30 protein-coding genes are annotated in these 24,917 nt (G+C 48.5%); 21 read left to right on the top strand and 9 right to left on the bottom strand.

Going from position 1 to position 24,917, the window contains the following annotated elements; translation table 11 throughout:
- Nucleotides 1-151 precede the first annotated feature (151 nt).
- Both mtr and yeiP read left to right on the top strand, forming a co-directional pair.
- Entirely contained in the window at nt 152-1,399 is a 1,248-nt protein-coding gene (gene mtr / locus ACMHKJ_RS08870; RefSeq protein ID WP_413493215.1) for a tryptophan permease, read from the top strand.
- A gap of 252 nt (nt 1,400-1,651) precedes the next feature.
- The gene (gene yeiP / locus ACMHKJ_RS08865; protein ID WP_413493214.1) at nt 1,652-2,224 is read left to right on the top strand and encodes an elongation factor P-like protein YeiP; all 573 of its coding nucleotides are present in this window, start codon (nt 1,652-1,654) and stop codon (nt 2,222-2,224) included.
- A gap of 94 nt (nt 2,225-2,318) precedes the next feature.
- Here the strand turns inward: yeiP and ACMHKJ_RS08860 are convergent, their stop codons facing one another.
- Together ACMHKJ_RS08860 and ACMHKJ_RS08855 are read right to left on the bottom strand one after the other, a co-directional pair.
- On the bottom strand, nt 2,319-2,672 hold the full coding sequence (locus ACMHKJ_RS08860) for a type 1 fimbrial protein (protein WP_413493212.1): 354 nt from the start codon (nt 2,670-2,672) through the stop codon (nt 2,319-2,321).
- A 165-nt stretch (nt 2,673-2,837) separates the two neighbouring features.
- On the bottom strand, nt 2,838-3,167 hold the full coding sequence (locus ACMHKJ_RS08855; RefSeq protein WP_413493210.1) for a type 1 fimbrial protein: 330 nt from the start codon (nt 3,165-3,167) through the stop codon (nt 2,838-2,840).
- A gap of 366 nt (nt 3,168-3,533) precedes the next feature.
- Between ACMHKJ_RS08855 and ACMHKJ_RS08850 the strand changes: the two genes are divergently transcribed.
- Nucleotides 3,534-4,253, top strand: a complete 720-nt coding sequence (locus ACMHKJ_RS08850; protein WP_413493208.1) for a phosphatase PAP2 family protein — start codon at nt 3,534-3,536, stop codon at nt 4,251-4,253.
- 328 nt (nt 4,254-4,581) lie between these two features.
- On the top strand, nt 4,582-5,136 hold the full coding sequence (mepS, locus tag ACMHKJ_RS08845; protein WP_413493206.1) for a bifunctional murein DD-endopeptidase/murein LD-carboxypeptidase: 555 nt from the start codon (nt 4,582-4,584) through the stop codon (nt 5,134-5,136).
- Between the two features lie 123 nt (nt 5,137-5,259).
- On the opposite strand, the gene ACMHKJ_RS08840 is transcribed toward mepS, so the two are convergent.
- From ACMHKJ_RS08840 to rsuA, 3 genes are all read right to left on the bottom strand, one after another.
- Nucleotides 5,260-5,604 (bottom strand): YejG family protein, encoded by a 345-nt coding sequence (locus tag ACMHKJ_RS08840; RefSeq protein WP_413493204.1) that lies wholly within the window; start codon nt 5,602-5,604, stop codon nt 5,260-5,262.
- Between the two features lie 514 nt (nt 5,605-6,118).
- Nucleotides 6,119-7,303 carry a Bcr/CflA family multidrug efflux MFS transporter gene (locus ACMHKJ_RS08835; RefSeq protein WP_413493202.1) on the bottom strand — a complete coding sequence of 395 codons (1,185 nt, stop codon included), beginning with the start codon at nt 7,301-7,303 and terminating at the stop codon, nt 6,119-6,121.
- Nucleotides 7,304-7,397: 94 nt separating this feature from the next.
- On the bottom strand, nt 7,398-8,093 hold the full coding sequence (gene rsuA / locus ACMHKJ_RS08830; protein ID WP_413493200.1) for a 16S rRNA pseudouridine(516) synthase RsuA: 696 nt from the start codon (nt 8,091-8,093) through the stop codon (nt 7,398-7,400).
- 213 nt (nt 8,094-8,306) lie between these two features.
- Between rsuA and ACMHKJ_RS08825 the strand changes: the two genes are divergently transcribed.
- Complete coding sequence (locus tag ACMHKJ_RS08825; protein WP_413493198.1) at nt 8,307-10,067, top strand: DEAD/DEAH box helicase; 1,761 nt, start codon at nt 8,307-8,309, stop codon at nt 10,065-10,067.
- Between the two features lie 173 nt (nt 10,068-10,240).
- On the top strand, nt 10,241-10,522 hold the full coding sequence (rplY, locus tag ACMHKJ_RS08820; protein ID WP_413493196.1) for a 50S ribosomal protein L25: 282 nt from the start codon (nt 10,241-10,243) through the stop codon (nt 10,520-10,522).
- 172 nt (nt 10,523-10,694) lie between these two features.
- Here the strand turns inward: rplY and ACMHKJ_RS08815 are convergent, their stop codons facing one another.
- Nucleotides 10,695-11,678: a phage integrase gene (locus tag ACMHKJ_RS08815; RefSeq protein WP_413493194.1), complete on the bottom strand. Its 984-nt coding sequence runs from the start codon at nt 11,676-11,678 to the stop codon at nt 10,695-10,697.
- A gap of 66 nt (nt 11,679-11,744) precedes the next feature.
- On the bottom strand, nt 11,745-12,044 hold the full coding sequence (locus ACMHKJ_RS08810; RefSeq protein WP_413493192.1) for a helix-turn-helix transcriptional regulator: 300 nt from the start codon (nt 12,042-12,044) through the stop codon (nt 11,745-11,747).
- A gap of 102 nt (nt 12,045-12,146) precedes the next feature.
- On the opposite strand from ACMHKJ_RS08810, the gene ACMHKJ_RS08805 reads away from it, so the two are divergent.
- From ACMHKJ_RS08805 to ACMHKJ_RS08760, 10 genes are all read left to right on the top strand, one after another.
- The gene (locus ACMHKJ_RS08805) at nt 12,147-12,443 is read left to right on the top strand and encodes a Cox family DNA-binding protein (protein ID WP_094761787.1); all 297 of its coding nucleotides are present in this window, start codon (nt 12,147-12,149) and stop codon (nt 12,441-12,443) included.
- An 8-nt stretch (nt 12,444-12,451) separates the two neighbouring features.
- Nucleotides 12,452-12,649, top strand: coding sequence for a hypothetical protein (locus ACMHKJ_RS08800; RefSeq protein WP_413493189.1), 198 nt, complete (start codon nt 12,452-12,454; stop codon nt 12,647-12,649).
- Nucleotides 12,650-12,661: 12 nt separating this feature from the next.
- The gene (locus ACMHKJ_RS08795; RefSeq protein ID WP_413493187.1) at nt 12,662-13,057 is read left to right on the top strand and encodes a DUF5347 family protein; all 396 of its coding nucleotides are present in this window, start codon (nt 12,662-12,664) and stop codon (nt 13,055-13,057) included.
- Between the two features lie 70 nt (nt 13,058-13,127).
- Nucleotides 13,128-13,349 carry a hypothetical protein gene (locus tag ACMHKJ_RS08790; RefSeq protein WP_413493185.1) on the top strand — a complete coding sequence of 74 codons (222 nt, stop codon included), beginning with the start codon at nt 13,128-13,130 and terminating at the stop codon, nt 13,347-13,349.
- Entirely contained in the window at nt 13,342-13,563 is a 222-nt protein-coding gene (locus ACMHKJ_RS08785) for a TraR/DksA family transcriptional regulator (RefSeq protein ID WP_413493184.1), read from the top strand. Before ACMHKJ_RS08790 ends, ACMHKJ_RS08785 begins: the two co-directional genes overlap by 8 nt.
- A 147-nt stretch (nt 13,564-13,710) precedes the next feature.
- Nucleotides 13,711-14,529, top strand: a complete 819-nt coding sequence (locus ACMHKJ_RS08780) for a DNA adenine methylase (protein ID WP_413493183.1) — start codon at nt 13,711-13,713, stop codon at nt 14,527-14,529.
- Entirely contained in the window at nt 14,526-14,846 is a 321-nt protein-coding gene (locus tag ACMHKJ_RS08775) for a DUF5405 family protein (protein WP_413493182.1), read from the top strand. The genes ACMHKJ_RS08780 and ACMHKJ_RS08775 overlap by 4 nt, the downstream gene beginning before the upstream one ends.
- Entirely contained in the window at nt 14,846-17,158 is a 2,313-nt protein-coding gene (locus tag ACMHKJ_RS08770) for a replication endonuclease (protein ID WP_413493180.1), read from the top strand. Before ACMHKJ_RS08775 ends, ACMHKJ_RS08770 begins: the two co-directional genes overlap by 1 nt.
- Nucleotides 17,148-17,828, top strand: a complete 681-nt coding sequence (locus ACMHKJ_RS08765) for a terminase large subunit domain-containing protein (RefSeq protein WP_413493179.1) — start codon at nt 17,148-17,150, stop codon at nt 17,826-17,828. Before ACMHKJ_RS08770 ends, ACMHKJ_RS08765 begins: the two co-directional genes overlap by 11 nt.
- Nucleotides 17,825-18,139, top strand: coding sequence for a hypothetical protein (locus ACMHKJ_RS08760; RefSeq protein WP_413493177.1), 315 nt, complete (start codon nt 17,825-17,827; stop codon nt 18,137-18,139). The genes ACMHKJ_RS08765 and ACMHKJ_RS08760 overlap by 4 nt, the downstream gene beginning before the upstream one ends.
- Before the next feature lie 492 nt (nt 18,140-18,631).
- Here the strand turns inward: ACMHKJ_RS08760 and ACMHKJ_RS08755 are convergent, their stop codons facing one another.
- Both ACMHKJ_RS08755 and ACMHKJ_RS08750 read right to left on the bottom strand, forming a co-directional pair.
- Nucleotides 18,632-19,657, bottom strand: a complete 1,026-nt coding sequence (locus ACMHKJ_RS08755) for a phage portal protein (RefSeq protein WP_413493175.1) — start codon at nt 19,655-19,657, stop codon at nt 18,632-18,634.
- Nucleotides 19,657-21,414 carry a terminase ATPase subunit family protein gene (locus tag ACMHKJ_RS08750; protein WP_413493173.1) on the bottom strand — a complete coding sequence of 586 codons (1,758 nt, stop codon included), beginning with the start codon at nt 21,412-21,414 and terminating at the stop codon, nt 19,657-19,659. The genes ACMHKJ_RS08755 and ACMHKJ_RS08750 overlap by 1 nt, the downstream gene beginning before the upstream one ends.
- Before the next feature lie 144 nt (nt 21,415-21,558).
- On the opposite strand from ACMHKJ_RS08750, the gene ACMHKJ_RS08745 reads away from it, so the two are divergent.
- From ACMHKJ_RS08745 to ACMHKJ_RS08725, 5 genes are read left to right on the top strand one after another with little or no spacing between them, the layout of a single operon-like run.
- Nucleotides 21,559-22,398: a GPO family capsid scaffolding protein gene (locus tag ACMHKJ_RS08745; RefSeq protein ID WP_413493171.1), complete on the top strand. Its 840-nt coding sequence runs from the start codon at nt 21,559-21,561 to the stop codon at nt 22,396-22,398.
- A 30-nt stretch (nt 22,399-22,428) separates the two neighbouring features.
- The gene (locus ACMHKJ_RS08740; protein WP_413493169.1) at nt 22,429-23,493 is read left to right on the top strand and encodes a phage major capsid protein, P2 family; all 1,065 of its coding nucleotides are present in this window, start codon (nt 22,429-22,431) and stop codon (nt 23,491-23,493) included.
- On the top strand, nt 23,493-24,206 hold the full coding sequence (gpM, locus tag ACMHKJ_RS08735; protein ID WP_413493167.1) for a phage terminase small subunit: 714 nt from the start codon (nt 23,493-23,495) through the stop codon (nt 24,204-24,206). The genes ACMHKJ_RS08740 and gpM overlap by 1 nt, the downstream gene beginning before the upstream one ends.
- Nucleotides 24,207-24,252: 46 nt before the next feature.
- The gene (locus ACMHKJ_RS08730; protein WP_413493165.1) at nt 24,253-24,717 is read left to right on the top strand and encodes a head completion/stabilization protein; all 465 of its coding nucleotides are present in this window, start codon (nt 24,253-24,255) and stop codon (nt 24,715-24,717) included.
- Nucleotides 24,714-24,917, top strand: a complete 204-nt coding sequence (locus ACMHKJ_RS08725; protein WP_413493163.1) for a tail protein X — start codon at nt 24,714-24,716, stop codon at nt 24,915-24,917. The genes ACMHKJ_RS08730 and ACMHKJ_RS08725 overlap by 4 nt, the downstream gene beginning before the upstream one ends.

Below are 24,917 nucleotides of genomic sequence, written 5' to 3'. Positions count from 1 at the left end.
AGTCAGGTGCGGAAGGTGCTCATTAATTACTCATTCGTATCGTAATTCATGAATTTACCTGTTTATCTGCTTTACAACCTTTAAACACAACCGTATCATCAAGCTAGTACACAGAACTAAAATATACAGAACCAAATAACCGGAGAATTTTATGAGCAGTGATGCAATAACCCAGACCAAACGCCCTTCTGTCCTCGGCGGTGCCATGATTATCGCCGGTACTGCAGTCGGTGCGGGTATGTTTTCCATTCCGGTTATGACGGCGGGTGTCTGGTTCACAGGCTCTGTACTGCTGCTGATTTATACCTGGTTTTGCATGTATATGTCCGGGCTGATGATTCTGGAAGCAAACCTGAATTACCCTACCGGCTCCAGCTTTCACACTATTGCCAAAGATTTACTCGGCAACGGCTGGGCGACAATTAACGGACTGTCTATTGCCTTTGTCCTGTATATTCTGACTTACGCGTATATTTCTGCGGGCGGCTCAATGCTTCAGGAAAACCTGTCTGCGCGGGGATTATCGGTAACACCTGCAATGAGCGGGCTCCTGTTTGCCGCCGTAGTTGCTGTAATAGTCTGGATCTCGACCAAAGCCGTTGATCGCCTGTGTACCATTCTTATCGGCGGTATGGTTATCGCGTTTGTGATGTCCGCCGGCGGAATGGTAACAGAATTTAAACCGGCTATTTTATTTAATACCGCAGACCCGGATGCGCATTATCTGCCTTATGCGCTGGTGGCTCTGCCGTTTCTTCTGACCTCTTTCGGGTTCCACGGAAATGTCCCGGGACTGGTAAAATATTATCAGAAAGATGCCAAATCTGTGGTGCGCAGCCTGTTTATCGGCTCCCTGATTTCTCTGGTTATTTATATTTTATGGCAGTTTGCCGCGCAGGGTAATGTGCCGCGCGCGAACTTTAAACAAGTCATGGCTGAAGGCGGTAATATCACCGCGCTGTTAGGTCAGATGAAAGCTGTGATCCGCAGTGATGTAACGGTCAATCTGCTGAATTTATTTAGTTATATGGCGCTGGCCAGTTCATTTCTGGGGGTATCGCTGGGGTTATTTGATTACCTTGCCGACTTCTTTAAATTTAAAGATAACGGTACCGGCCGCCTTAAATCAGCCCTGTTTACCTTTATTCCGCCGGCAGTACTGGCTGTACTGTATCCGGACGGTTTCCTGTATGCCATCGGCTTTGCCGGACTGGCAGCGACTATCTGGGCGGTCATTGTTCCGGCACTGATGGCAAAAGCCACACGGCGGCGCAATCCGACTGCGGCATACCGGGTCCCGGGCGGCGATGCGATGATTATCTTTATTATTTTGTTCGGCGTCATTAACGCAGTAACCCATATTTTATCGATGATGAATTTACTGCCTGTTTACCGCTGATTACCGACCTGTTAACACCCGCAACCGTAAGGTATGCGGGTGTTTTTCATTCTCAGCACCACGGTTGTAATTTAGACTTGCACATTGGAAAAACTACGCGTAATTTTGTCGCCAATCGGGAGGCTGTTCCGGCTTCTTTTATAATCAATATATGCCCAACGTCATTCAGAATGCAGGCAGGCGGCAAGCTCTGACCGCCAACGAACCTGCAGTTTGAATGAATAAGGGCATCATTAAGTAACAGGACATACTATGGCTAAAGCCAATGAAATTAAACGCGGTAGCGCAATCAGCTATAACGGCAAACTGCTGATCGTCAAAGATGTCGATGTCCAGACACCAAGCGCCCGCGGTGCCAGCACACTGTATAAAATGCGTTTCACCGATGTCCGTACCGGGCAAAAAGTGGAAGAGCGTTTTAAAGGCGATGATATTCTGGATACCATAACACTGTCCCGCCGCGCGGTTCAGCTCTCCTATGTGGATGGCGATGAGTATGTGTTTATGGATGATGAAGATTTCACTCCGTATCCGATGAAAAAAGACCAGATCGAAGACGAACTGCTGTTTATTCCCGAAGAAGGCTTACCGGGAATGCAGGTGCTGACAATGGATGGCCAGGTTCTGGCGCTGGAATTACCTCAGACAGTCGATATGACGATCGTGGAAACCACTCCGGGAATCAAAGGGGCATCAGCCAGCGCACGGACAAAACCGGCAACAATGCCGACCGGACTGGTTGTTCAGGTACCAGAATATATGAGTGCCGGTGAAAAAATCCGTATTCACATCGCGGAACGCCGTTATATGAGCCGCGCAGATTAATTCGCTCAGTCAATAAATAACGGTTTGTTATCCGGGTTACCGGTTTTCTGCCACCTGCGGAAACCGGATAACTCAGGTGCTTTTATCCTTCCGCTCAGAAATAATCCACCCGCAAATAGCCCTCACCGCGCTGTTCACTCAGCACAACATAGGATGTCCGACCCGCCGACTGCGGCAGTCGTCCCCCCGATAATTCACCGTCCGTCATGGTGTCGCGGATATTGTCTGATCTGCCATCACGCAAACAGCGATATTCGAAAGCAGGTAATTGCCTGTGCGGTTGTTTTCCGATCTGTAGGTTGTCCGGTGTCAGTACACGAACCTCACATGCCGCATTCACCACACTGCCTGCCAGCAAAACAGAACCTTCATTCATTGCGGATGCACACGTCACAATTGCGGATAAGCTAAACAGTATACAACTGATAACCGTTTTCAGATGACTCACACAGGCACCCCGCTGTTACTTTCATTCTGACAAACGCCTGTTAACGTTATCTTTGTTATAGCGCGGAAAGTGAAAGAAAAGAAGAGGAAACGGGTGCCGTGGTGCGTTACATCACACGATCACCGGTTTCCTCCGCTTACAGTTGACAATGAGACTTGTTCTGCATCAGAGGTAACTGACAACCACCATTGCCAATGATTTGCTGTCATCTATCCATTGCAGTTTTGCATGCCCGACATTGGCGGGGATCAGATTTGCAAGTGATGTGGTTTTTTTGGTAATCGTTTTTGTATTGAGTTGTTCCTTATTCATCCCTGAGCGGTAACAACGGGAGCTGATATCATTTGTCTGAAAATCCATCATACAAGGACCTTCAACAATAGCTCCGTGGAATATGATAATGCCTGACGATCCACGATTTTTGGTCTCTGAAGCTGATGCAATACTACTGAGTAACATGCCGAAAACAGAGATAAAGAATAATAGCTTTTTCATGGTATACCTCGTTAGGTAGTCTGTTGCGGAGCAGTCCGTTTGCCACCACAATGAAAAAAATTCGCTTATTCTTTATCGACAATATGTCACTAATCTTTACGGTTATATAACATTCAGCCCTGTTTTTTTAATACCCTGTCGGAGCTTTGTCCTGAAACTCCCTTTACTGAGCCTCCGCCCTGTGCATGTTATCCATTTCTTGTTCATCTAACACTATTATAGCGCAGATCTTAAAATTGACACTTTTTACATTAAAATAACATTTTATTTTTTCCCTCTTTTTGCCTACCGGTTTCCATCGTAATTCTGCCAGAGTAGAGACGTAATTTTTTACTCAGTTTCCCGGTATTATCAACGGATTAAAGAATGACCGTGCAACACCTCACCGCCCCCCTGGTCCTCAGTCTGACAGCTGTGTTTCTGTTTATGTCCTGGTACCTGCCTGTCGGCTATAACCTCTGGACATATCCTGACAACGCCGTGTTTCATTTTTTCAACGACCCGCTCACCTCCCGGCATTCTCTGGCCACCTTTATTGCCATTATTAATAACCGGGCATTTGATCTCACCTCATTGCTGATGATGGGAACACTGTATTACGCAATATTTCGCCGCAAAGATACCGCAGGTAAGCGCAGGTTAGTCATGGCAGGCATTGTGATGGTGGTAAGTGCGGTTATTATCAACCAGATTGGTCAGGTGCTCCCTTTTGACCGCCTCAGCCCGACACTGTCAGTTGAGCAGGCGAACCGGATTGGTGATATCACGGGTATTTATACAAAAGATGCATCCAAACACAGTTTTCCCGGCGATCACGGACTGATGCTGATGATTTTTACTGCTTTTGTCTGGCGCTACGGCGGATTTCGTTACGTCCCTGCCGCTGTGCTGATAATGATTATGTTCTCTCTGCCCAGAATTATGGCAGGCGCCCATTGGTTTACTGATGTTATAATAGGCTCATTGTCACTGACACTCATCAGTATGAGCTGGCTGCTTCTGACCCCTCTGAGTGACTTATGTGTTAATTTTTTGGTTCAGCGCATGCCCCGTATTTCCGATATAACAAAGATTATTTCACATTAAATAAACATATTTAGCATTCTTTTCTGATTGTTTTTACTGACAAGTTTAATGTTTTGTAAATAACCGCCTTTACCTATCGCCATTTCAGGTTCCTTTATGTAGTATCAATCCGTTCGATTATTATGAATAGATTAGTTTCATCAATAATACATCATTATCTGATGACGGCTGGTTCTGTGCTAAATAATTGTGCTGAATATAAAATGTGTTGTTCCACACGTTTTTTATATAAACGTATTGCGCACCTCAGTGTATTTAACTAGTGTGAATATGTTTTGTTTATTTCAGTGGCATTTGTCACATAAGGACTGCAAGGGAAAACGCATACATGGTCACATCTCAACCAATTCTGAGATATGTCATCCGGTTAGTTCCGGCTTTGATTATCGCAGCGACGTTATCGGCATGCAGCACATCACCGAATACAGCACGTCAAGTTCAATCTGAAACCCGTACAAATAATTTTGCCTTGCAAGCGTCTCAGGATGAATTCGAACAGTTAGTAAATAATGTTGATGTAAAATCTAAACTGATGTCTCAGTATGCCAGCTGGAAAGGCGTGTCTTACCGCCTCGGTGGCACTACCCGTTCAGGTATTGATTGCTCTGCTTTTGTCCGCCAGACTTTCCGTGACCAGTTTGGTATGGATCTGCCCCGCTCCACAGCAGAACAACAAAGTGCCGGTAAGAGTGTAAAGCGCACAAAATTACAGGCGGGTGATTTGGTCTTATTTAAGACCGGCAAATACCAGCGTCATGTCGGTATCTATGTTGGTAACGATAAATTCGTCCATGCATCCACATCAAATGGTGTAATGGTTTCGAATATGACAGATAAGTACTGGAACAACCGTTATTATGACGGACGTCGTTTAATGAAGTAATGTTGTACTTCCCTTGCAACATAGCTTTATAAATAAAAAAGCTTCCTGAAAAGGAAGCTTTTTTATTTATGTCAGGCTCATTAACTCTGCGTACAACACCCTGAGGGTTCTGTTAATAACAATTCAGAACGGGTAAAGAGCAGATATATTTTCCGCAATCGCAGCACCTGCTGTTTTCAGCGCACACAGTGCCATACCCTCATCACCACTGCGCAAAAATAAACACGGCTCACCTTCCCAGGTGAGGATCACGCTGTCAATCTGTAATCCTTCCAGATGCGCCCGGATAATACAAAGCGCATCATGTGTTGATTTATGGCCATGGCTCAGTAATTTTAAGCCTCTCAGGCTCTCTTCCCCGTATACACGGGTCTCCGGTAAAGCTTCCACCCGCTGTCCGGTATCATGACCGGACAGCCGGTAATGTTGTGGTAAGCGGGTAACAACCGAAAGCGCATTACTATTCACACTATCATCCTGTCATGCTGTGCCGGTGGATTATCTGACATTACTTTTTCCGGTACCATTGCACGGGAAAAACGAACATTAAATGATCAGACAAAGTAAAACACCGGTTATAAACTTCAGACTCAGCCAGCAAACACATTATGTTTTTTAGCTGAATATTAACATCATTAATTCATTTGACCCTACTTGTATACTGTTTTGTTAATTTTCTCAACTGGTTTATTTTATATCATATAGGCTAAATTGAATTTATAAGGATATAATCTCCCGGTGAAAATACGGGTATACGCGTAAATGTAATTTAAAATCAGTTAATTATAAAAACAAGGTATCAATGCGTGGGTTTATGCGCGGTTTTCAACCAGAAAATGCCTTTACATTAGTGTAACTTTTTATGATTAAGATCAACCTGAAACTATGCAGATAATTGAGCCGGATAATCATTCGACAATTACTGATCTTACTCCGGGAACTGCGGCTCAGGTGAATACCCAAGCCGGCAGAGGGAAAATACTCAGGCAAAACGCCGGGCGTACAATACTAATGACGCCGCAAACAGGATACACAATGCCATCGCGCCGACCATCGGCCAGACCGTGGTCATTTCAAACGACGCCACCACCGCACCCACACCGGCACCAATACCAAAGCGCAGTACACCGGCCAGAGATGATGCGGTTCCCGCCATGTGCGGATAGTCATCAAGGATAACCGCCATTGCGTTCGAGGTGATCATGGCGATATTTCCCACATAACAGGCGACACCAATCAGAATGGCAATAAAACCAAGATCAGCAATAGCGGCAAACATCAGCCAGCATCCGGCAATAAGCTGTACCACAAGCCCGGTACGCAACATATTCAGCGCACCAAAGCGCCGGACATAGCGACTGTTAATCGTCGTCATAATAAACAGGAAGACGATATTCAGTGCAAAACAATATCCGAACTCCAGCTCCGTCAGGCCATAAAGCTGGATGTACACAAAAGAACCGGCAGAGATAAACGAAAACATACCTGCAAATGAAAACCCGGAGGCCACCATATAGCAAAGCACCTGTTTCTGACGGAACAGGACAACAAATTGCCCCAGCATCGTGCGCATGCGGAATGGCTGACGCCGCTCTTTCGGCAGAGTTTCGCGGATAAAAAAGAGTACCAGTACGGCAGCGATCAGCGCCGCGACCATAATTGTCCAGAAAATGGCATGCCAGCTGAACCACAACATCAGCAAACCGCCCATAATCGGCGCAATCAGAGGTGCTATTGTCATCACCAGCACAACAAAAGACATACTGCGGGAGAATTCATCTTTCGTGAACATATCCCGCATCAATGCATTGATCACCACACTGGCAGCCGCAGCCGCAAAACCATGCAGCCCGCGCATACCGATAAAGGTATCGATATCCTGCGACAGCGCACATCCCGCAGAAGCCAGCGCAAAAATCAGCGTCCCGCCGAGAATAACCGGTTTTCGTCCGAGAGCATCCGCCATCGGTCCGTAGACCAGTTGCCCGGTTGCAAAGCCAATCAGATAGCTGTTGAGGGTCATCTGAACATCACCCTCAGAGGCACCGAAGTCACGGGCGATGGTCGGCATGCTTGGCAGATACATATCGATTGCCAGTGGCATCAGCATCGATAACAGGCCCAGAATAAAAATCAGGCCGAAATAAGTCGAACGTTGCGATTGCACGCCTGTTACTCCGTATTTAATTCGTTATATACCCTTATTCATTCAAACCGCAGGTTCGTTGGCTGAAGCTTGAATGACGTCGGGTATAAGGTCTTCAGAGGACTGACTGAATTTCCTCATCAGTCAGCGGGCGGTACTCTCCGGGCGCCAGGGCCTCATCCAGAACAATGCCACCGATCCGCTCGCGGTGCAGCGCATTGACATGATTACCGGTCGCCGCAAACATCCGTTTTACCTGATGATAACGCCCTTCTGAGATAGTAAGACGCACATCCTGCGCTGTAATAATCTCAAGTTGGGCCGGTTTGGTCGGATGTTGTTCACCGTTGAGCATCACACCCTGAGTAAACAGAACTGCAGTATTGTCCGCCACCGGCGCATCCAGTGTTACACGGTAGGTTTTTTCACAGTGATGTTTCGGTGAAGTGATACGGTGGGACCACTGACCGTCATCTGTCATCAGCACAAGCCCGGTGGTATCAATATCCAACCGTCCGGCTGCATGTAATTTATGTGCAACCGGCTCATCCACAAAATAGAGGATTGTCGGGTTAATCGGGTCATCCGTAGAGCAGACATAGCCCTCCGGCTTGTTCAGCATAAAATAACGGGGGCCTGTAACGTGCGACATGATATTGCCGTCGTAGGCCACTTCATTGTCCGCATTGATTTGACGTGAACCGCTTTTCACAGTTTCACCATCAACAGTAACCAGCCCTGTGCGCAGTTCTCTGGCAACAAGGGCCCGGCTGATGCCCGTCTGATGGGCAAGAAATTTATCCAATCGCATGATTGTCTCTTAAAATGACGCGCCCGTGAGCGCAACTGGCAGATAGTGTGAAAGATTTATTTTGATAATAACAGCAGAAATAATTATAACAACAAAGCATCAGAATAGCAGCGCCTTTCCCGCAGTTTATCTCCAGGTGCGCAGTCAATTATCACGCCTGAAGTGTGATATGCTTATTACCCTGTTTTCTGTACCAACCCGCCGGAGTTATTCATGGCTTTCACCCTGCGCCCCTATCAGCAGGAGGCTGTCGACGCCACACTGCACTATTTCCGCAAACACACCACACCGGCTGTCATTGTTTTACCGACCGGGGCCGGGAAAAGTCTGGTCATTGCAGAACTGGCAAGGCTTGCGCGCGGACGGGTGCTGGTGCTTGCCCATGTGAAAGAGCTGGTTGAACAAAATCACAGCAAATATCACGCTTATGGATTAAATGCAGGAATTTATTCAGCCGGGCTGGCACAAAAAGAGTCCTCACAAAAAGTGATATTCGGCAGTGTGCAATCTGTCGCGCGTAATACTGACGATTTCGGCGGCGCCTTTTCCCTGCTGATTATAGATGAATGCCACCGCATCAGCCTGAGTGAAGACAGCCAGTATCAGCAGGTCATACAGCATCTGCGCAAAACCAATCCGGGCCTGCGGATACTGGGACTGACCGCCACCCCTTACCGGCTCGGCAGCGGCTGGATCTATCAATATCACTATCATGGCATGATCCGCGGTGAAGACTCGTGTTTTTTCCGCGATTGTATCTATGAACTGCCGCTGCGCTACATGATAAATCATCATTATCTGGTGCCGCCTCAGCGCCTGGATATGCCGGTTCTGCATTATGATTTCAGTCAGGTGCCGGTCAGTTCCCTTGGTATTTTTGATACACAGGCACTGAGCCGGGAACTGAAAAAACAAAAACGTATCACACCACAGATTGTCCGTCAGATTATTGAATACGCCGCACCCCGTCAGGGTTGCATGGTATTTGCCTCCACAGTGGAACACGCGGCTGAGATTGTCACTCTGTTGCCGGCAGGAGAGGCTGCGCTAATCAGCGCCGATACCCCGGCACAGGCGCGTGAAGCGGTGATTCGCGCCTTTAAGGCCCGCGAACTTCACTATCTGGTGAATGTCTCCGTGCTGACAACCGGGTTCGATGCTCCGCATGTGGATGTCATTGCTATTTTACGCCCGACCGAATCAGTCAGTCTTTACCAGCAGATTGCCGGACGCGGATTGCGCCTGTCCCCCGGGAAAACAGAGTGTCTTATCCTCGACTATGCCGGAAACCCGCATGATCTCTTTATGCCGGAAGTAGGGACTCACAAACCAAACAGCAAAAGTCAGCCGGTGCAGGTATTTTGCCCGCTCTGCGGATTCGCTAACCTCTTCTGGGGAATATGTACTGACGACGGGCACATTATTGAGCACTATGGCCGCCGCTGTCAGGGAATTATTGATACCGATGATAATTGCGCCCGCCATCAATGCGATTTCCGTTTCCGTTTCAAGCTTTGCCCGTCCTGCAACGGCGAAAATGATATTGCCGCGCGGCGCTGCTGCCATTGTGATGAAATTCTCAGTGATCCTGATGATATGCTCAAAGCTGCGCTGCGCCTGAAAAATTCACTGGTATTACGCTGCGGCGGCATGACACTCACCCCCGGCGCAGATAATCGCGGTGAATGGTTATCCGTTAATTATTATGACGAGGATGGCACATCCGTCAGTGAGCGTTTCCGTCTGACAACCCCGGCACAGCGCTTTGTGTTTGAAAAACAGTTTCTGGTGCAGCATTTACGTGCGCCGGGTGTTCCGTTTAACTGGCAGGATGCACAATCGGTGATTAACCAGCAAATCCTGCTGCGTTACCCTGATTTTATTGTCGCGCGCAAAAAAGAACCCTATTGGCAAATTCGTGAAAAAATCTTTGATTATCAGGGGCGTTTTCGTAAATCTGATAGTCTGACGTGATCTTATACTCCGCTTTTCCTGTTTTATACCGGGTTTCGTTTGCCGTTTGCCTGCATTTTCGGTAAAATACACGCCGCTTCATCCTCGGTAAATCCGGGCGGAAGCCAAATACCGACTTTGCTGCTGGGTCGCCTGTAGCAGAGATTTTTTTACTCTTTTCAAAGAGAAAAGTCATGATTACTATTATTGCTGAATTACGTAAAGATCAGGGTAAGGGTGCGAGCCGCCGCCTGCGTCGCACAAACAAGTTCCCGGCTATCGTTTACGGTGGCAACCAGGAGCCTGTTTCCATCGAACTTGATCACGATAAACTGATCAACCAAGAAAACAAACCTGGTTTCTACGATGTATTGACTCTGGTTGTCGATGGTAAAGAAACTAAAGTGAAAGTACAGGCAGTGCAACGTCACCCGTTCAAGCCTAAACTGACACATATCGATTTCCTGCGCGCTTAATTTACGCCAACTATCGAGCTTTATCGGGACGCCGAGTAAATAACGCCGCTTTTGCGGCGTTATTTATTTCTGATTTATCAAGGTTCCCAATAAAAACATAGTGTTATCATAGGGGTGCAAGGTGCTACAGGGAGCATAAAACAGCCCATCTGTGGACATCGTGTGGACACTTTCACCTGAGCATGGCCTTACCTTTTAACGGGTTCAGACTTATTGCATCCTGTAGAAAATCAGGAGCAAAGTGTGCATACGTCATCGTTTGAGCTAAATTCGCATGCCCCAGCAACCGTTGTAAAGTCAGAATACTCCCGCCGTTCATCATAAAATGCGTTGCAAACGTATGTCTCAGAACGTGTGTTGCCTGCCCGCTCGGTAACGTTGGTTTAACTTCCTTTAAAATCTTCCGAAAGCGCTGATACGATATATCAGGGAACAACAGTCCGTTTTTCCCTGCACATATCATGTCGGTAACGTCATCAGAAATCGGCACAATTCGGGGTTTGCGGGTTTTGGTAAAGGTGAACCGTATTTTACTCTGAATGACATGTTCACGTTTTAGCCGGGTTGCTTCGCTCCATCGTGCGCCGGTACTGAGGCAGAGAACCGCAATATTATAGTCATCTCCACTGAGATTGGTCAGCAGCCTGCTGATATCTTCGTCCGTCAGATATGACATTTCCGTAGCCTGCTCTTTCAGCTTTTTAAAGCCACTGAAAGGGTGTTCGCCGTGATAGAGACCGGTTTCAATTAAGTAAGTAAAAACACTCCGTACCGCTGTGATTTCACGATTAATTGTCGACGCCTTAACACCGTGGGCTATCCGTAGCTGGCAATACTGCGATATAAAAGATTTGTTCATCTTCGACACTTCAGGGTCTGACATCTCACGGCAAAACATATCAATTCTGTTTTTTTGATCCCTTCCGTGGTCAAGGTGTTTACCCATCAAATCCCACCACTGTTCCGCGATATCCGTTAACTTGCGGTTATCGGTTAACTTCGGCGCCCATTCCTTCGAGTGATTGGCCATCACATACCGTTCATAATTAACGGCTTCAAACTTCTTATCAAATTTCCTTCTGACGCGCTTTCCGTTGCGGCCAGTCGGACGAATGTCCACTTCATAGCGACCATCTTCGAGTTTCTTAATTGACATAAGAAATCCCTCCAAAGGCGCAAAGACTTTGCGAATCAATAAATTCACAAAAATCCTGATGTATTGTTAACCAGTTTTCTTGTCTGAGCGGGGAGATGTTGTTTCGTCTTGCCCACTGTGTGCGAGGGCCGGTACTATCTGACCAGCTTCGGGATTGATTTCATCAAACATAAACCAGTCACGGTATTTTCTAAACAATGGAGTGGAAAATATTTTCACTCCGGACTCGAATGTCATCTTAGATTTATCACTTTCGTAACCGTGGTAGGTCGCGTAGTTCAGACCAGCCATATCAGCTAATTCTCTTTTTGTTATCTGTTCTGAGTTGCGCATAATTCGCAATTTCTCACCTTGAGTTCTTGACATAATGTTGAGTTCTCCATATTGTATGGATTATTAAGCTTCTCCGTCGAGAGCAGCGGAGGTCAATAGAGGGCTGTAAAGAGCCACAACAAGAGAGGTTAACAGATGACAAAGGAAAACGTAAAGGCTGGCGCTGTTTTGCAGACGGGTTCTGTGGATTATGTGACTGAGACCCGGTTTGCAGAAATGATCGGTAAAACGGTACAGGCGGTTTCTGATATGCGTAAAGCCGGGAAGCTACCTTATGTGGAAATGAAAAACCCGAACGCAAGTCGCGGAGAGTATTACATCAGCGTTTCCGCATGGAATGCAGGTCTGGATCTTGCGCGTTCCACCCTGCCGGAAGAAATGCGCAACGGCTGGCTTGTGTGGCTGGGTCTCGGCAAACCGCAGGTTGGTTGAGGATAACCATGGTTACGCAAATAAGCACTCACAGTTCAGGTTATCGCGGGTTTGTTATTGTCACACTGCCGCGTAATGCGCGCCGTAAAATAACGCAATATCACGTCACACTGAGTGACGGAACTGATAGCTGTAATTCGTTTGGCAAGTTTGATGCGCTGGCGCAGGCATTAAGTTTTATTGATTCGTTGTTCAGTAAAAAATAACGGTGGTGACTTATGAGCGCAACAGCTGAATTAATTGATATTACATCACGGTTGCAGAGTGAAGATATTAATCGTTCACTGGCTGACGTGAAGAGTTACAAAAATTGCGGTATCTCTTTTTCTGAGAGAACAGAAAAATTAACTGAGGTTAGTAAATTACGGACAACAGTTTTTTTTAATGACCGGACAGGTAATCCGGATAACCGCGAACTAGCCGGGTTTATTGAATATATGCGGATGTCTGATAAGCGAATGCTGGATATGATTTTCTTTCTTTCCGGGTTAAAGGATAAAGAAAGAAAATATACCGAATTAACGAAAGAGGAACAGCAGCGATTAATTATCGCGATTAATAAGATAAAGTCACTTACGGCATTAATGCCGAAGAATATTTCTTACCCTATTTAAATATTGACCACAAAAAATAATGACCGTAATTGGTCAGGGCTTTTTATTACCCAAATAATGAGGTTCTAAAATGAAAAAGTTTCCAGATCCGATATTCACCCCCGTAGCAGAAAACATAAAAGCCAACCGCGAAGACGAACGCAAAACCTTGCTTGATGGGCTTGCCGGTCGTTTACGTGGCATTTCACAGAAAGCATTAAGCCAGCACCTGACGCCAGAACAAATCTATTTTTTGCTTAACGGCGAGGCTGACCGTATCGAAAACGAGGCAGGAGAGCTGAACCATGTCTGACGAAATCGACCGCGCCAATGACTATGCCGCGCTCATGCTGGAAAGCCAGATAGCCGCCGCCCGTATCAACACAATTCAGGTGTCCGCATTTACATGTGAATGCTGCGGCAAGGCAATTCCGGAGGCTCGCCGCCGGGCTGTTATTGGTTGCGATACGTGTGTTGACTGCCAGGCAGTTAATGAACTGAAAAATAGACATTACCGGAGTGTGTGAGATGAATATTCGCTGCAGCCTCGGACTTCACAAATGGATAGTGTTTTGTAAATCACCTCGGTATCACGCAGTAAAAAGAACACGTTTTGTCGTTTTACATCTTGGCTGTCTGCGTTGCAGCAAAACAAAAATTGTGACGAGGGCTGCGTGATGAATAAAACAATCCTGAAATATGCGGGTTCAAAAATCGGCATTATGGAACAACTGCGCCCGCACCTGCCAAAAACAAAACGCCTCGTAGAGCCGTTCGCCGGCTCCTGTGCTGTCATGATGAATACTGACTATGAGCAATATTTAATTTCTGATGTAAATAAGGATTTAATTAATTTATACAAAATTATCAAGCATTGTGACCCTGCTGTTTTTATAGGTAATGCTGAACCTATCTTCTGGGTATCAAATGAGACCAAAGAATACTATTTAATAAGAAAATTGTTTAACGACCTAAGCAAAGGCATAAACGGTAATTCGCTTACATTAGCTGTGTGGTTTCTATATTTAAACAGGCACGGCTATAACGGACTATGTAGATATAGCAAGAAAACAGGCTTTAACGTTCCGTTTAGTCACCACACAAAAAAATATTTTCCTGAAGCTGAAATCCGCGCTTTTGCCGCAAAAGCAGATAAAGCAAATATTCAGTGTCTGTCATGGCAGGATGCATTATCCCTGGTTGATTTCGGTGACGGTGTGTATTGCGATCCTCCGTATATGGGGGCTAATTTCACGCAGTACCACACTGACGGTTTCACGGATGCCGACAATGAGGAGCTGGCATTTGCGCTGAAAGATTTGAATGATATTCAGGGCAATCCGATCACAGTATCAAATTCGCCGGCGGCGAAAGAATTGTATGCTGACCTTGGCTTTACTATCCACGAAATCGAAGCACCGCGATCCATTTCTGCGAACGGGAATCGTAAAAAAGCACCGGAGATAATAGCTGTGCTCGGGGGTTGCCAATGAGCATCATCGACCCGCGCCACGGTGTTTATATCACCGATACCCGCTACGCCATCACCCGCCGTCTGCCGGAAGAACCAAAGTCACTCCCGCCATACGCACTGATTGAAGCCGATACTAAAAATAACACCTGGTCACTGGTTGCCCGTTACAGCAATCCCGTTGTGATGGTTGCTGATCTGGTTGCAATGCAGGTAATGAGGCAGAAAGACACATCGGTTAAAACGCTGGATGACTATTTATCTTTCAGTGAAACGTTGGTTAAACGCTGTAAAACGGCTCTGACGGTGCTTAAAGAAATGCCCGGCGGTACCCGGTAATGACGAGAAAAGCGATTGATTTCAGCATTCAGCCGCCGCCGGAACCGGCGGTTTTTGTGCATGAGTGGAATAAAAAACAGCATAAAGCTGTTTTAGGTTTTGAGCTGCCGCTGAGTCAGGCGCAGTTACAGCAAAATCAGGCGCTACAGGATGAAATAGAGCGGTTGCCGCGCATGTTGCGGTTCCCGTTCCGTCAGAGATATGAGGCAAAATTAAAAGAAGATGGGCTGTTAGAGGCTCATAAATACCTATATTTCACTTTTTATCAGAAATTCCTTCCGCGAATTAATGCCGTAAATAACCGCTTTTCAGTGCGTCACATGGATCAGTTTAATGCGCTGCCTGAGCTTTCAGAGAAAGCGGTTAAAACCCTGGCAAAACAATTGGCGAAAGTATTTTTTGAACGCTGTCAGTTGCTGATAGATGAAGTTACAGCTATCGGCACAGAGGCTATTTTCAAGTTTAAGTATCTGTATGAGCTTTACGGGAAAATGGCTACTGATGCGAAAGAGCTGCATATCACCCCGTTGCATTACAGCCGGTACAGAAACGGCACAATTACAGAGAAAAATATTCATTCAGCGCTTGCCAGGCTGGTCAATGAAGATTACTGGCTGCGCCGGTTACGTGCGCACCGTGCCCGCTGGCGTGAATCACTGTTGATTGCCGTTATGGCCGTCAATATGAATAAGCGTCCGTATGCCAGCCGCCAGGCAATCAATGACGTCCGCGCCCAGCGTAAAGCGAACGAAGAATATCTGAAACAGATGGATATTGAAGACACTGAGACGGGCGAGCGCTTTGATCTGTTTGAAAAAGTAATGGGCAGTATTTCTAACCCTGAAATCCGCCGCATGGAACTTATGGCGCAGATCGCCGGTATTGAGAGAGTTGCTATGCAACGCGGTGATATCGGAATGTTTGTCACCATCACAACACCATCAAAGTACCATCCGACAAAGGTTACCGGTAAGAAAAACGAGAAAAAAGCCATTGTCAACACTAACTGGTCGAAAGAGGCTTACACGCCAAAGAACGGGCAGGCGTATCTTGTCAGCGTTTGGTCAAAAATACGGACAGCATTCAAAGATTACGGGCTGAAAGTTTACGGTATTCGTGTTGTAGAGCCGCATCATGACGAAACGCCGCACTGGCATTTACTGCTGTTTACCGACAAAGCCAGCCGTGCGCAAGTTATCGATATTATGCGCAAAAAAGCCCTTGCCGTTGATGGTAAAGAACAGGGAGCACAAAAACACCGGTTTAAATGTGAACACATGAACCGGGGCGGGGCTGTCAGTTATATCGCGAAATATATTTCTAAAAATATCGACGGGTACGCACTGGACGGTGAAATCGATAACGACACCGGGAAGCCGCTGAGTGATACCGCCGCAGCGGTGACTGCATGGGCGGCAACGTGGCGCATCCCGCAGTTTCAGTTTTATAACCTGCCATCGAAAGGCGCATACCGTGAATGCCGCAAGCTGCGCGGTGTGTCTATCGCAGAGCAAATCGGTGATGTGGCGGAAAAGGTCAGGTTTGCCGCAGATAAAGGTTTTTTTGATGAATACATTATTTCACAGGGTGGTCCGTGTACCCCGCGTGACTTACAAACAATCCGTGTGGCGAGACGCGCCGCTGAGCAACTGAACCAGTACGAAGAAGAAGTCCCGGAAGTTTTCGGGATCTACTCCCCTATTTTTGGCGGCGATGTCGTCAAAACCCGCGAACGTAAATATCAAATCGTCAAGAAACGCGACAGTCAAAACCCGGCTCCGGTTGCCGTTGGTTTTGATTTTACTCTTTCAAAGGGCGGCATCGCCGACCCTCGGAGTCCTGTCAATAACTGTGGATCGGTGATCTCAGCCGATGGTGATAAATCGCCAGATTTAGCGACAAACTACGGCATGACAGGGGTTTCAACAGAAAGTCAGTGGGGTTTATGCCTGAGTGATAAGGCGGCTGAGAAAGCGGCGCAGCCAGCAGAAACAACACAAATCGGGCGGCGGGTTATCTCCCGCATCCCTTTAACCAGTCAGCAAATTGCGTTTATCCCGGAAATACAAAAATTCACCGCCTCAATGGGTCATGAACTGGCGGCTGACGGGCTGATGATGATGTTTATCAGGGGTATGACTATTGATTATGGCGATCAGGTGCTGATGTTCCGTGATGGGCGGATGCGGCTGGAGCTGGGCGACGAGGTGAAAAAGACAAGAGAACGGCAGCAGGGCGAGAAGAGAGAGCAAAAAGCGGCGTCGATATTGGCGCGTGTTGATAAAATGAGGAAAAAAGATCATGACAATTAAAGTTGAAGTGACAACCGATTTAATTCTGAGCCTGTATAAGCGTTTAGATGATTTATTCCCCTGGCAAAAACGCTGGTATGCACAACGTTTTCAGCGCGGCCGTAGTTTACATAAAGGTCGTCAGATTGGTGCAGATTATTATTTTGCTCTTGAGGCAGTGCTTGATGCCTGTCTTACCGGGCGAAATAAAATATTTATCGAATACGTATCACCAGATCCAGAAGATGATTTTATTTCAAATGTTGCTCAATATATTGGCTTTTTTTTAGGGCGAAATATTGAGACAGGAACCAGGGTAATTACACTGAGCAACGGAGCAGAACTAAGTTTTTTGCCGGATAATAATCTGTTATGGGCTGGTTTATGCGGTGATACTTATTTGTCGGAATGGGCCTATTTCACCAATCCGTGGAACTGTATTCGTTCAGCGTATGCCGTCACTTCTAATGTGAAATGGCGGTTAACATTCTATTCATCAATTGATGATCATGCGGCAGGAAAGGATGTTGATTTAAGCCGTCGGTGGTATCACGATTCAGTGCCATTTCTGCCGCATGAGTGTACTGAGGCGCATTGTGCCAAAGTTAACAGAATGCCGGGGTTTTATACGGATAGTCATTTTCGGCAGGTTGTTCTGTGTCAGTTGCCGGAATGGAGTAGCTCACTATGACAATATTCAGTGAATTGCATCAGTGGTTGCTTGAAGATAAAACAAGATGGTTAATTGTATGGTTTACGGGGGCAGTTATGGTTTTTTTCTTTATTTCAGTTGTGAGTCGTTATGTCGAAACAGAGAAAAAGATTCAGTTTTACAAAACATTAACTGCATCGCTGCTATGGTTGCCGTTTGTGGCGATGTTTATTATTAGTGCAGTATGGTATCTGCTGGAAATTGTTTATAACAGGTTTACCCGGTGGCAGGAAAAACCGACAGTATCAATAACTGTTATTCAGCCAAATCCGCCGCCAAAGAAACCGTAAAACATAAAATCATAACCGCCGAAACCGGCGGTTTTTTCTTACCTCCGGGCTGATGCGTAAATCCATGCAGAAACCACCAAAAACCGCATGAACGGAAAAGGATCACTATACCCGCTCAGCCCTATATCTGGCGGAGTTCGGACGATCTCTTGCGGATGCATGAAAACCGGTGCATTTAGTGGGCAGGCGTGGCGGGGCTACGATTGCGCGGCGGCATGTTTATTCGTTTCCCGGTTCCCGCAAATTTCCCGGGCGTGGTGGCGTTAAAATAAGAAAGACGGGTCATAGCCTATCTTTTTTCAGGTCGTCACACAGGGTGATACAGGCGGCGTAAAGGCGGGTTACAGGGCGGTAAAATCCGGCGGATTCGCATTCTGAGTACTGGTTTAGTATAATATTATGGGGCGCTATTATTATTGAAAGCGCCCTTTTTCATTATGCGGGGGCGAAAAAAAACCGCCTGTGCCGGCGGTTCGTTATACGGGTTACTGATTACTCGCTGTCTGTTCCCAGTGTATACGCCTCAAACCGGATCACCTCCACACCGCACCAGTCATTCAGCTGTTTCATCTTGGCTTGCAACGGTATCAGCTCGTTGCGGACAAATACTTTCGCTGCCTTTTCCACATCGCCAAAGCCGCCGGTGTTCTGCGGCAGGATCCCCATCAGCTGCGGCGGTACCCGGTGAGCGGCAAGCATATCGTCCCGGCTGACATTCTTGATATTAAGAAATTCATCTTTCGCAGCAACCTCACTGAGCGGCATAACCTGAATGCCGTCCTTCTTCCCGTTCGGGGCATACAGAAACAGATTGCGGAAGTTACCGGGGCCTTTACTGCTGCGCACCGCTTTGCGGATGTTGTCGATATCCCCGGGTGATTGTGACGAATCGCTGATATACATGATGTACCCGGCGTGACTGCCGTTCAGATAATAGCGGCGGCGGAACAGGGTCGCGGATTCATTCAGCAGGGTTGACGGCAGCGCCGCCAGATATTCCGGCAGGCCGTACAGTTCCTGATTCACATCCGGCTCAATCAGATGAAACACCGCACCCGGTTCAAACGGGAACGGCTCACTCTCATAACCGTATTTGGCAAACCAGTATTGATCCGCGTCGGTACCGCGCCGGGTGTATTTCGCCGGGGCGTGGTTAAAGCGCAGTAAGCCGCCGAGGCGGTTGTACCGCTTCTCAACATAGGCATTGCCGAACATCAGAAAGTCCAGCGCGAAACTGTCAAAGGTTTTCCGGTCTAACAACGGGTGCGGGATAAAGGTACTGGTCAGAATATTGCGCTTCACATAAATCGCGCTGCTGTGATGCGGTGCCGCGCGGAACGCTTTCGACAGTCCGTTAAAACTGAGCGGCGGCTCATACCAGTGCTCCATGCGGGCGCATTCCAGGTAATCATAAATCTCGCGGCTGTCGAGGACCGATACCGGGTCGCCAAAGGTGAACGCTTCCACGCCGCCATCAATCTGTTGTTTATGCTGTTTATTTTTATTTCTGCGGCTCATTAATAAAGCTCCACGATATTATGATGCTGGGCGTTATTACCCGTGATAGGTTCGTTGTACAGGGCGTGCATGGTCGCCCACGCGAGGTCAGCGTGGCTGGCGTCTTCGCTGCGGCTGGCTTCGTAGGTCGGGCGGTTGCCGCTGGCGGTGGTTGAGCGGCGGATAGCCATAAACGACTGAATGACGTCCCGGTCTCCGGCGTCAAATTCCAGCCGTCCGCTGTTGATGACATCCCACGCTTTCAGCACCAGGGCGTTTTTTATGGCAGGGTTGTAGATAAATTCGCGCACCTGCGGGAAAAATTCCTGTACGGATTTAAAGACACCGTGCCCGATGCCGGTACTGTCCACACCGATATATTCCACGTTATAGCGTTCGGTCAGTTGCTTGATCGCTTCTGCCTGTGCGCGGAAATCCATGCCGCGCCACTGATGGCGCTCAAGAATGCGGAACGCCGCCCCCGGCATCAGCGGCGGTGCGATAACCACGCACCCGGCGCTGTCCCCGCCCTCGGTACCTTTTGCCGGGTCATAACCTATCCACACGGCACGATAGCCATACGGGCGGTACAGTTCCGGCTGAAAGTCTTCCCACACATCCCAGCTGTCAACCAGACACCGCTGCATCAGTTCCAGTGAAAAAATGGACGCGATATCATCCACAAAGTCACACATCAGCAGGTTCTGATATTCGTCCGGGCTGTATTCAAGGCGCAGCTGATCGATATCGAACAGGTCACAGCCACCGCGCACGGCATCTTCAATCGTGACAATCTGCCGCCACTGACCATCCTCACACAACCGCCCGTCACGTAATGCGGCGTGGCTGATATCAATATCCACGCGATCAGCTTTGGCGCGCCCCCGGTTAAACAGTTTACCCGACCAGAACGGATAGGCGCTGTGGGTCAGGCTTGACGGCGTGGAGAAATACGTCTGCCGCCATTTTTTGTGCATCGCCATACCGGAGGCGACTTTGCGCAGCTCCTGAAATTTCGGGATCCAGAAAAATTCATCCAGGTAAAGATTGCCGTGATAGCTTTGTGCGGTGCGGGCATTGGTACCGAGGAAATACAGGGTTGCACCGTTCGCCAGCACAATCGGATCGCCTTTCAGGTCAGCGTCAACCTCGCGGGCGATTTCGATGATGTATTGTTTGAATACGTGCGCCTGCGCCTTGCTGGCTGAGAGAAACACCTGATTGCGTCCGGTCAGCAACGCGTCCATAAAGGCTTCACGGGCAAAATAATACGTTGCCCCGACCTGACGGGATTTCAGAATATCGCGGATGCGGTGTTGCGCCCCGGCGCAGTACCATATTTTCTGGTAATCAAACATGTTACCCATGAAAATCTGTTCCAGCTTTTCGATCTGTTCATCACTGAAGCCATTTTTTTCCGGGGCGCGGCGCTCACCGGCATTACGGTTGGCGAGTTTGGGATTCAGGTCTGTCTCATTACCGCCGTTCTGATATTTGCGGATTTTCGCGGAACGCTCCAGTTGCCGCCCCAACAGGTCAATTTCCTTGTAATCTTTACCCTCTTTGCTCTCTTTGCCGATAAGCTGGCACAGCCGCGCTTCAATGGAAAACTCAACGCGATCATACGGCGTGATGTCATCCCACTGGTCGCGGCGCTTCCAGCTGTGAATGGTTGAGGCTTTCTCACCCAGCGTTTCCGCGATCCGTGCAATACGGTAGCCGCTGAAATACAGGTGCATTGCCTTTTTACGTGAGTCAAATACCGTTATCGTTTCCATGCCGTCAGATTACTGACCGCACTTCCCCCGCGCCCTGCCGTTCTGTTGTATATGACCGGCTTACAACAGTGTTTCATTGTCTCCGTCCCGAAACACCGGAACCATAGCCCCATCATTTCCCGTCCTGACTGATGGAGTCATCACATGACAGTAAAATCAAAGCCGGTGCGCATTTGCGTGGAGGGTGCCACCACTGACGGTCGCATCGTGCAACGCAGCTGGCTGACCGATATCGAAAAAAACTACGACCCGAACGTCTACGGGGCGCGTATTAATCTTGAACATCTGGGTTATGAGTGGATGCCGCGTTTTGGTGATGTTGAATCCGTTCATACTGCAGAAATCCCGGACGGCGCACTGAAAGGCAAATTAGCCCTGTACGCCACGCTGTTACCGACTGACGACCTGATTCAGATGAATAAAAAGCGTCAGAAAGTGTACACATCAGCTGAAATCGCCCCGAAATTCTCTGACACCGGTGAAGCCTATCTTGTCGGTCTGGCTGTCACAGACAGTCCTGCCAGCCTCGGTACGGAAATGCTGCAATTCAGTCAGAAATCAGGCAACAGCCCGCTCTCTGATCGCAAACAGGCAAAAGATAACGTGTTCACCCTTGCGGAAGAAACCGTGATCGAATTTACCGACGACAAGCCGGAAGAGCCGAAAGGCCCGTCTCTGTTTTCCATCGTCACCGGTCTGTTGACCGGCAAAACCAAACAGGATGACGCCCGTTTCGGTGATGTGAACAAAAGCGTTGAGCTGTGCGCGAAAGCTATTGAAGCCATGCAGGGCGATATTGCCGCACTGAAAAAAACCGGGCTGCCTGATCCGCTGCCGGAAGAGGCAACAGAGCTGACTGAGCTGAAAAAAGAACTCAGCGACCTGAAAGCTAAATTAAGCGCACAGGACGGCAGCGGTCCACAGCGCCCGCAATCTTTCGGCAACAACAGCACGCAGCCGGACGAGCTGCTGACTGACTGCTGATCCCGGCTTATCTGATTTGAGAAAGAGAACATGAAAAAAGAGACACGCTTTAAATTTAACGCCTTCCTGCTGCGGCTTGCAGGGCTTTACGACGTGCCGGTTGAGGAAATGACCAGCAAAGTGGAAATCACCCCGTCAGTCGCACAAAATCTGGAAGATAATATTCAGCAGTCTGCGGCGTTCCTCGGCATGATTAACATTGTCCCAGTGGATGAAAAAACCGGTCAGGTGATCGGGCTGGGTGTCGGTTCAACCGTTGCCGGTACCACGGACACCTCCGCCGGAGAGCGCGAACCGACAGACCCGTCAGAAATGACCGATATCAACTATGACTGCCAGCAGACCAACTTTGACACCACGCTGACCTATCAGAAGCTGGATCTGTGGGCGAAGTTTAAAGACTTTCAGCTGCGTATCCGTAACGCGATCATCCGCCGTCAGGCACTTGACCGTATCATGATTGGCTTTAACGGCATCACGCGTGAGAAAACCTCTGACCGCGTTAAAAACAAAATGCTGGAAGACGTCAATATCGGCTGGCTGCAAAAAGTCCGTAGTGACGCCGAAAAGCATGTAATCAGTGATGTGCGGGATCTGGACGGTAAGGTTATTTCGGCGGTGATCCGCGTGGGTAAAGGCGGTGACTTCAATAACCTTGACGCGCTGGTCATGAGTGCGGTCGATGACATTATTGATGAAGAGTACCGCGACGATACCGAACTTGTTGTTATCTGCGGGCGCAAGTTGTTGTCAGACAAATATTTCCCGCTGGTCAATAAAGACCAGGACAACAGTGAAAAACTGGCGGCAGATATGATTATCAGCCAGAAACGCATTGGCGGATTGCAGGCAGTGCGTGCGCCGTACTTCCCTGAAAACGCCCTGTTTATCACCCGTCTGGACAACCTGTCTATCTACTGGCAGAACGAAACCCGCCGCCGCCACATCATCGACAACCCGAAACGTGACCGTATCGAAAATTACGAGTCCGTCAATGAAGCCTATGTTGTTGAGGACTATCGCGGTACCGCGCTTATCGAAAACATCAGCATGTTACCGGCAGAGAAGGCCCCGGCGACAGAGGACGGTAAGTAATGAGCGGCAGCATTTTCCGCCGCCATGTGATGCGGGTCAGTGCTCAACAGGATGCGCAGCAGCGCAATCCGGTGACACAAACCGGCACGGCTTACACCCAGATGACACTGATGATGAACGCAGACCGCCGCCGGTTAAAGCGTATTCAGTCATTTGAGCGCAAAGCCGACATCAAGCGGGAAATGCTGCCGAATTATGCCCCGTGGGTTGCCGGTATTCTGGCGTCAGGCAAAGGGCAGCAGGACGATGTCACTATGCGCGTAATGCTCTGGCGGATTGATACCGGCGACTTTTCCGGTGCGCTGGATATCGCGGACTACGCCCTGAGCCACAACCTGACAATGCCGGAAAAACACTCGCGCACCACCGGTTGTGCGGTTGCCGAAGAGATCGCGGACATGGCTGAAAAAATGTATGCCGCGAAAACACCGGTACCGCCGGATGTACTAACCCGCACGATGGATCTGACCCTTGATGAAGATATGCCTGATCAGGTCCGGGCAAAACTGTATAAGTGGCTGGGTTATGCACAGCGCGACAACGACCAGTTACAGCCTGCCACCTGTTCATGGTTACGGGCACTTGAATTAGACGACCGCGCCGGAGTTAAGCAGGATCTGCGTCAGCTTGAGAAACTCATAGCGAAACAGCAGGAAGAGCGCGACGCGGTACCACAGAACGAGCCACAGCGCCGGGGCGGCACAGCGGAATAACAAGTTGTTACCCGCTGTCCACCGCCCACCTTTTACGGGGTATACCATGGATTTCACCTCTTCACAGTCACATGACGTACCGGACGAAACACTCAGCAGCGGTGAATTTTTTCCGGATATCAGCCTGCGGAATTATCAGCAGTCGATGCTGACAGACGGCAAAGTCACCCCGGAACGCCTGAAACAGGTCGTGACCAACGCCATGATCGAAGTCAACCGCGAGCTGTCGGACTGGCGACAGTCACAGATTGCCGCCGGGTTTGCCTCACTGGATGCGGTGCCGGCAGAGCATATCAACGACGACAGTGAGCTGACGCTGCTTTACCGCCGGGCGGTATACGGGCTGACCAAAGCCAATCTGACCGAGCGTTACCGCGACACCGACACCACGGACAGCGGTGAGAAAAAAGCCGCTGCCCTCGGTGATACGGTGGATGACCTCTGGCGGGATGTGCAGTGGGCTATCCAGCGTATCAAAGGTGAGTCACACAATATCTGTGAACTGATATGAATGTCTTTGCTTTGCAGGGTGAAACCCTTGACGCCCTGTGTTTCCGGGTGCTCGGACAGACTGCCGGTGTGGTTGAACGGGCACTTGAGCTGAATCCCGGCCTTGCCGGTTACGGTGCTGAATTACCCCACGGAACGCCTGTTGAGCTGCCTGATATCACTGAACAGCCACAAAAACCGATGATCCAACTTTGGGATTAA

The organism is Morganella psychrotolerans, from assembly GCF_965118875.1.
Lineage (GTDB): Bacteria > Pseudomonadota > Gammaproteobacteria > Enterobacterales > Enterobacteriaceae > Morganella > Morganella psychrotolerans_C.
The sequence above is the reverse complement of the archived record's forward strand: the minus strand, read 5'-3'. Positions and strand labels throughout refer to the sequence as shown.

Coding starts and splice junctions, on each gene's coding strand:
- ACMHKJ_RS08815 (WP_413493194.1), bottom strand. CDS start 11,678: ATGTCAATTAAGAAACTCGAAGATGGTCGCTATGAAGTGGACATTCGT.
- ACMHKJ_RS08750 (WP_413493173.1), bottom strand. CDS start 21,414: ATGGAAACGATAACGGTATTTGACTCACGTAAAAAGGCAATGCACCTG.
- gpM (WP_413493167.1), top strand. CDS start 23,493: ATGAGCGGCAGCATTTTCCGCCGCCATGTGATGCGGGTCAGTGCTCAA.
- ACMHKJ_RS08805 (WP_094761787.1), top strand. CDS start 12,147: ATGACAAAGGAAAACGTAAAGGCTGGCGCTGTTTTGCAGACGGGTTCT.
- ACMHKJ_RS08800 (WP_413493189.1), top strand. CDS start 12,452: ATGGTTACGCAAATAAGCACTCACAGTTCAGGTTATCGCGGGTTTGTT.
- ACMHKJ_RS08775 (WP_413493182.1), top strand. CDS start 14,526: ATGAGCATCATCGACCCGCGCCACGGTGTTTATATCACCGATACCCGC.
- ACMHKJ_RS08765 (WP_413493179.1), top strand. CDS start 17,148: ATGACAATTAAAGTTGAAGTGACAACCGATTTAATTCTGAGCCTGTAT.
- ACMHKJ_RS08785 (WP_413493184.1), top strand. CDS start 13,342: ATGTCTGACGAAATCGACCGCGCCAATGACTATGCCGCGCTCATGCTG.
- rsuA (WP_413493200.1), bottom strand. CDS start 8,093: ATGCGATTGGATAAATTTCTTGCCCATCAGACGGGCATCAGCCGGGCC.
- rplY (WP_413493196.1), top strand. CDS start 10,241: ATGATTACTATTATTGCTGAATTACGTAAAGATCAGGGTAAGGGTGCG.
- ACMHKJ_RS08745 (WP_413493171.1), top strand. CDS start 21,559: ATGACAGTAAAATCAAAGCCGGTGCGCATTTGCGTGGAGGGTGCCACC.
- ACMHKJ_RS08810 (WP_413493192.1), bottom strand. CDS start 12,044: ATGTCAAGAACTCAAGGTGAGAAATTGCGAATTATGCGCAACTCAGAA.
- ACMHKJ_RS08730 (WP_413493165.1), top strand. CDS start 24,253: ATGGATTTCACCTCTTCACAGTCACATGACGTACCGGACGAAACACTC.
- ACMHKJ_RS08825 (WP_413493198.1), top strand. CDS start 8,307: ATGGCTTTCACCCTGCGCCCCTATCAGCAGGAGGCTGTCGACGCCACA.
- ACMHKJ_RS08855 (WP_413493210.1), bottom strand. CDS start 3,167: ATGAAAAAGCTATTATTCTTTATCTCTGTTTTCGGCATGTTACTCAGT.
- ACMHKJ_RS08760 (WP_413493177.1), top strand. CDS start 17,825: ATGACAATATTCAGTGAATTGCATCAGTGGTTGCTTGAAGATAAAACA.
- ACMHKJ_RS08770 (WP_413493180.1), top strand. CDS start 14,846: ATGACGAGAAAAGCGATTGATTTCAGCATTCAGCCGCCGCCGGAACCG.
- ACMHKJ_RS08790 (WP_413493185.1), top strand. CDS start 13,128: ATGAAAAAGTTTCCAGATCCGATATTCACCCCCGTAGCAGAAAACATA.
- mtr (WP_413493215.1), top strand. CDS start 152: ATGAGCAGTGATGCAATAACCCAGACCAAACGCCCTTCTGTCCTCGGC.
- ACMHKJ_RS08725 (WP_413493163.1), top strand. CDS start 24,714: ATGAATGTCTTTGCTTTGCAGGGTGAAACCCTTGACGCCCTGTGTTTC.
- yeiP (WP_413493214.1), top strand. CDS start 1,652: ATGGCTAAAGCCAATGAAATTAAACGCGGTAGCGCAATCAGCTATAAC.
- ACMHKJ_RS08755 (WP_413493175.1), bottom strand. CDS start 19,657: ATGAGCCGCAGAAATAAAAATAAACAGCATAAACAACAGATTGATGGC.
- ACMHKJ_RS08740 (WP_413493169.1), top strand. CDS start 22,429: ATGAAAAAAGAGACACGCTTTAAATTTAACGCCTTCCTGCTGCGGCTT.
- ACMHKJ_RS08795 (WP_413493187.1), top strand. CDS start 12,662: ATGAGCGCAACAGCTGAATTAATTGATATTACATCACGGTTGCAGAGT.
- mepS (WP_413493206.1), top strand. CDS start 4,582: ATGGTCACATCTCAACCAATTCTGAGATATGTCATCCGGTTAGTTCCG.
- ACMHKJ_RS08850 (WP_413493208.1), top strand. CDS start 3,534: ATGACCGTGCAACACCTCACCGCCCCCCTGGTCCTCAGTCTGACAGCT.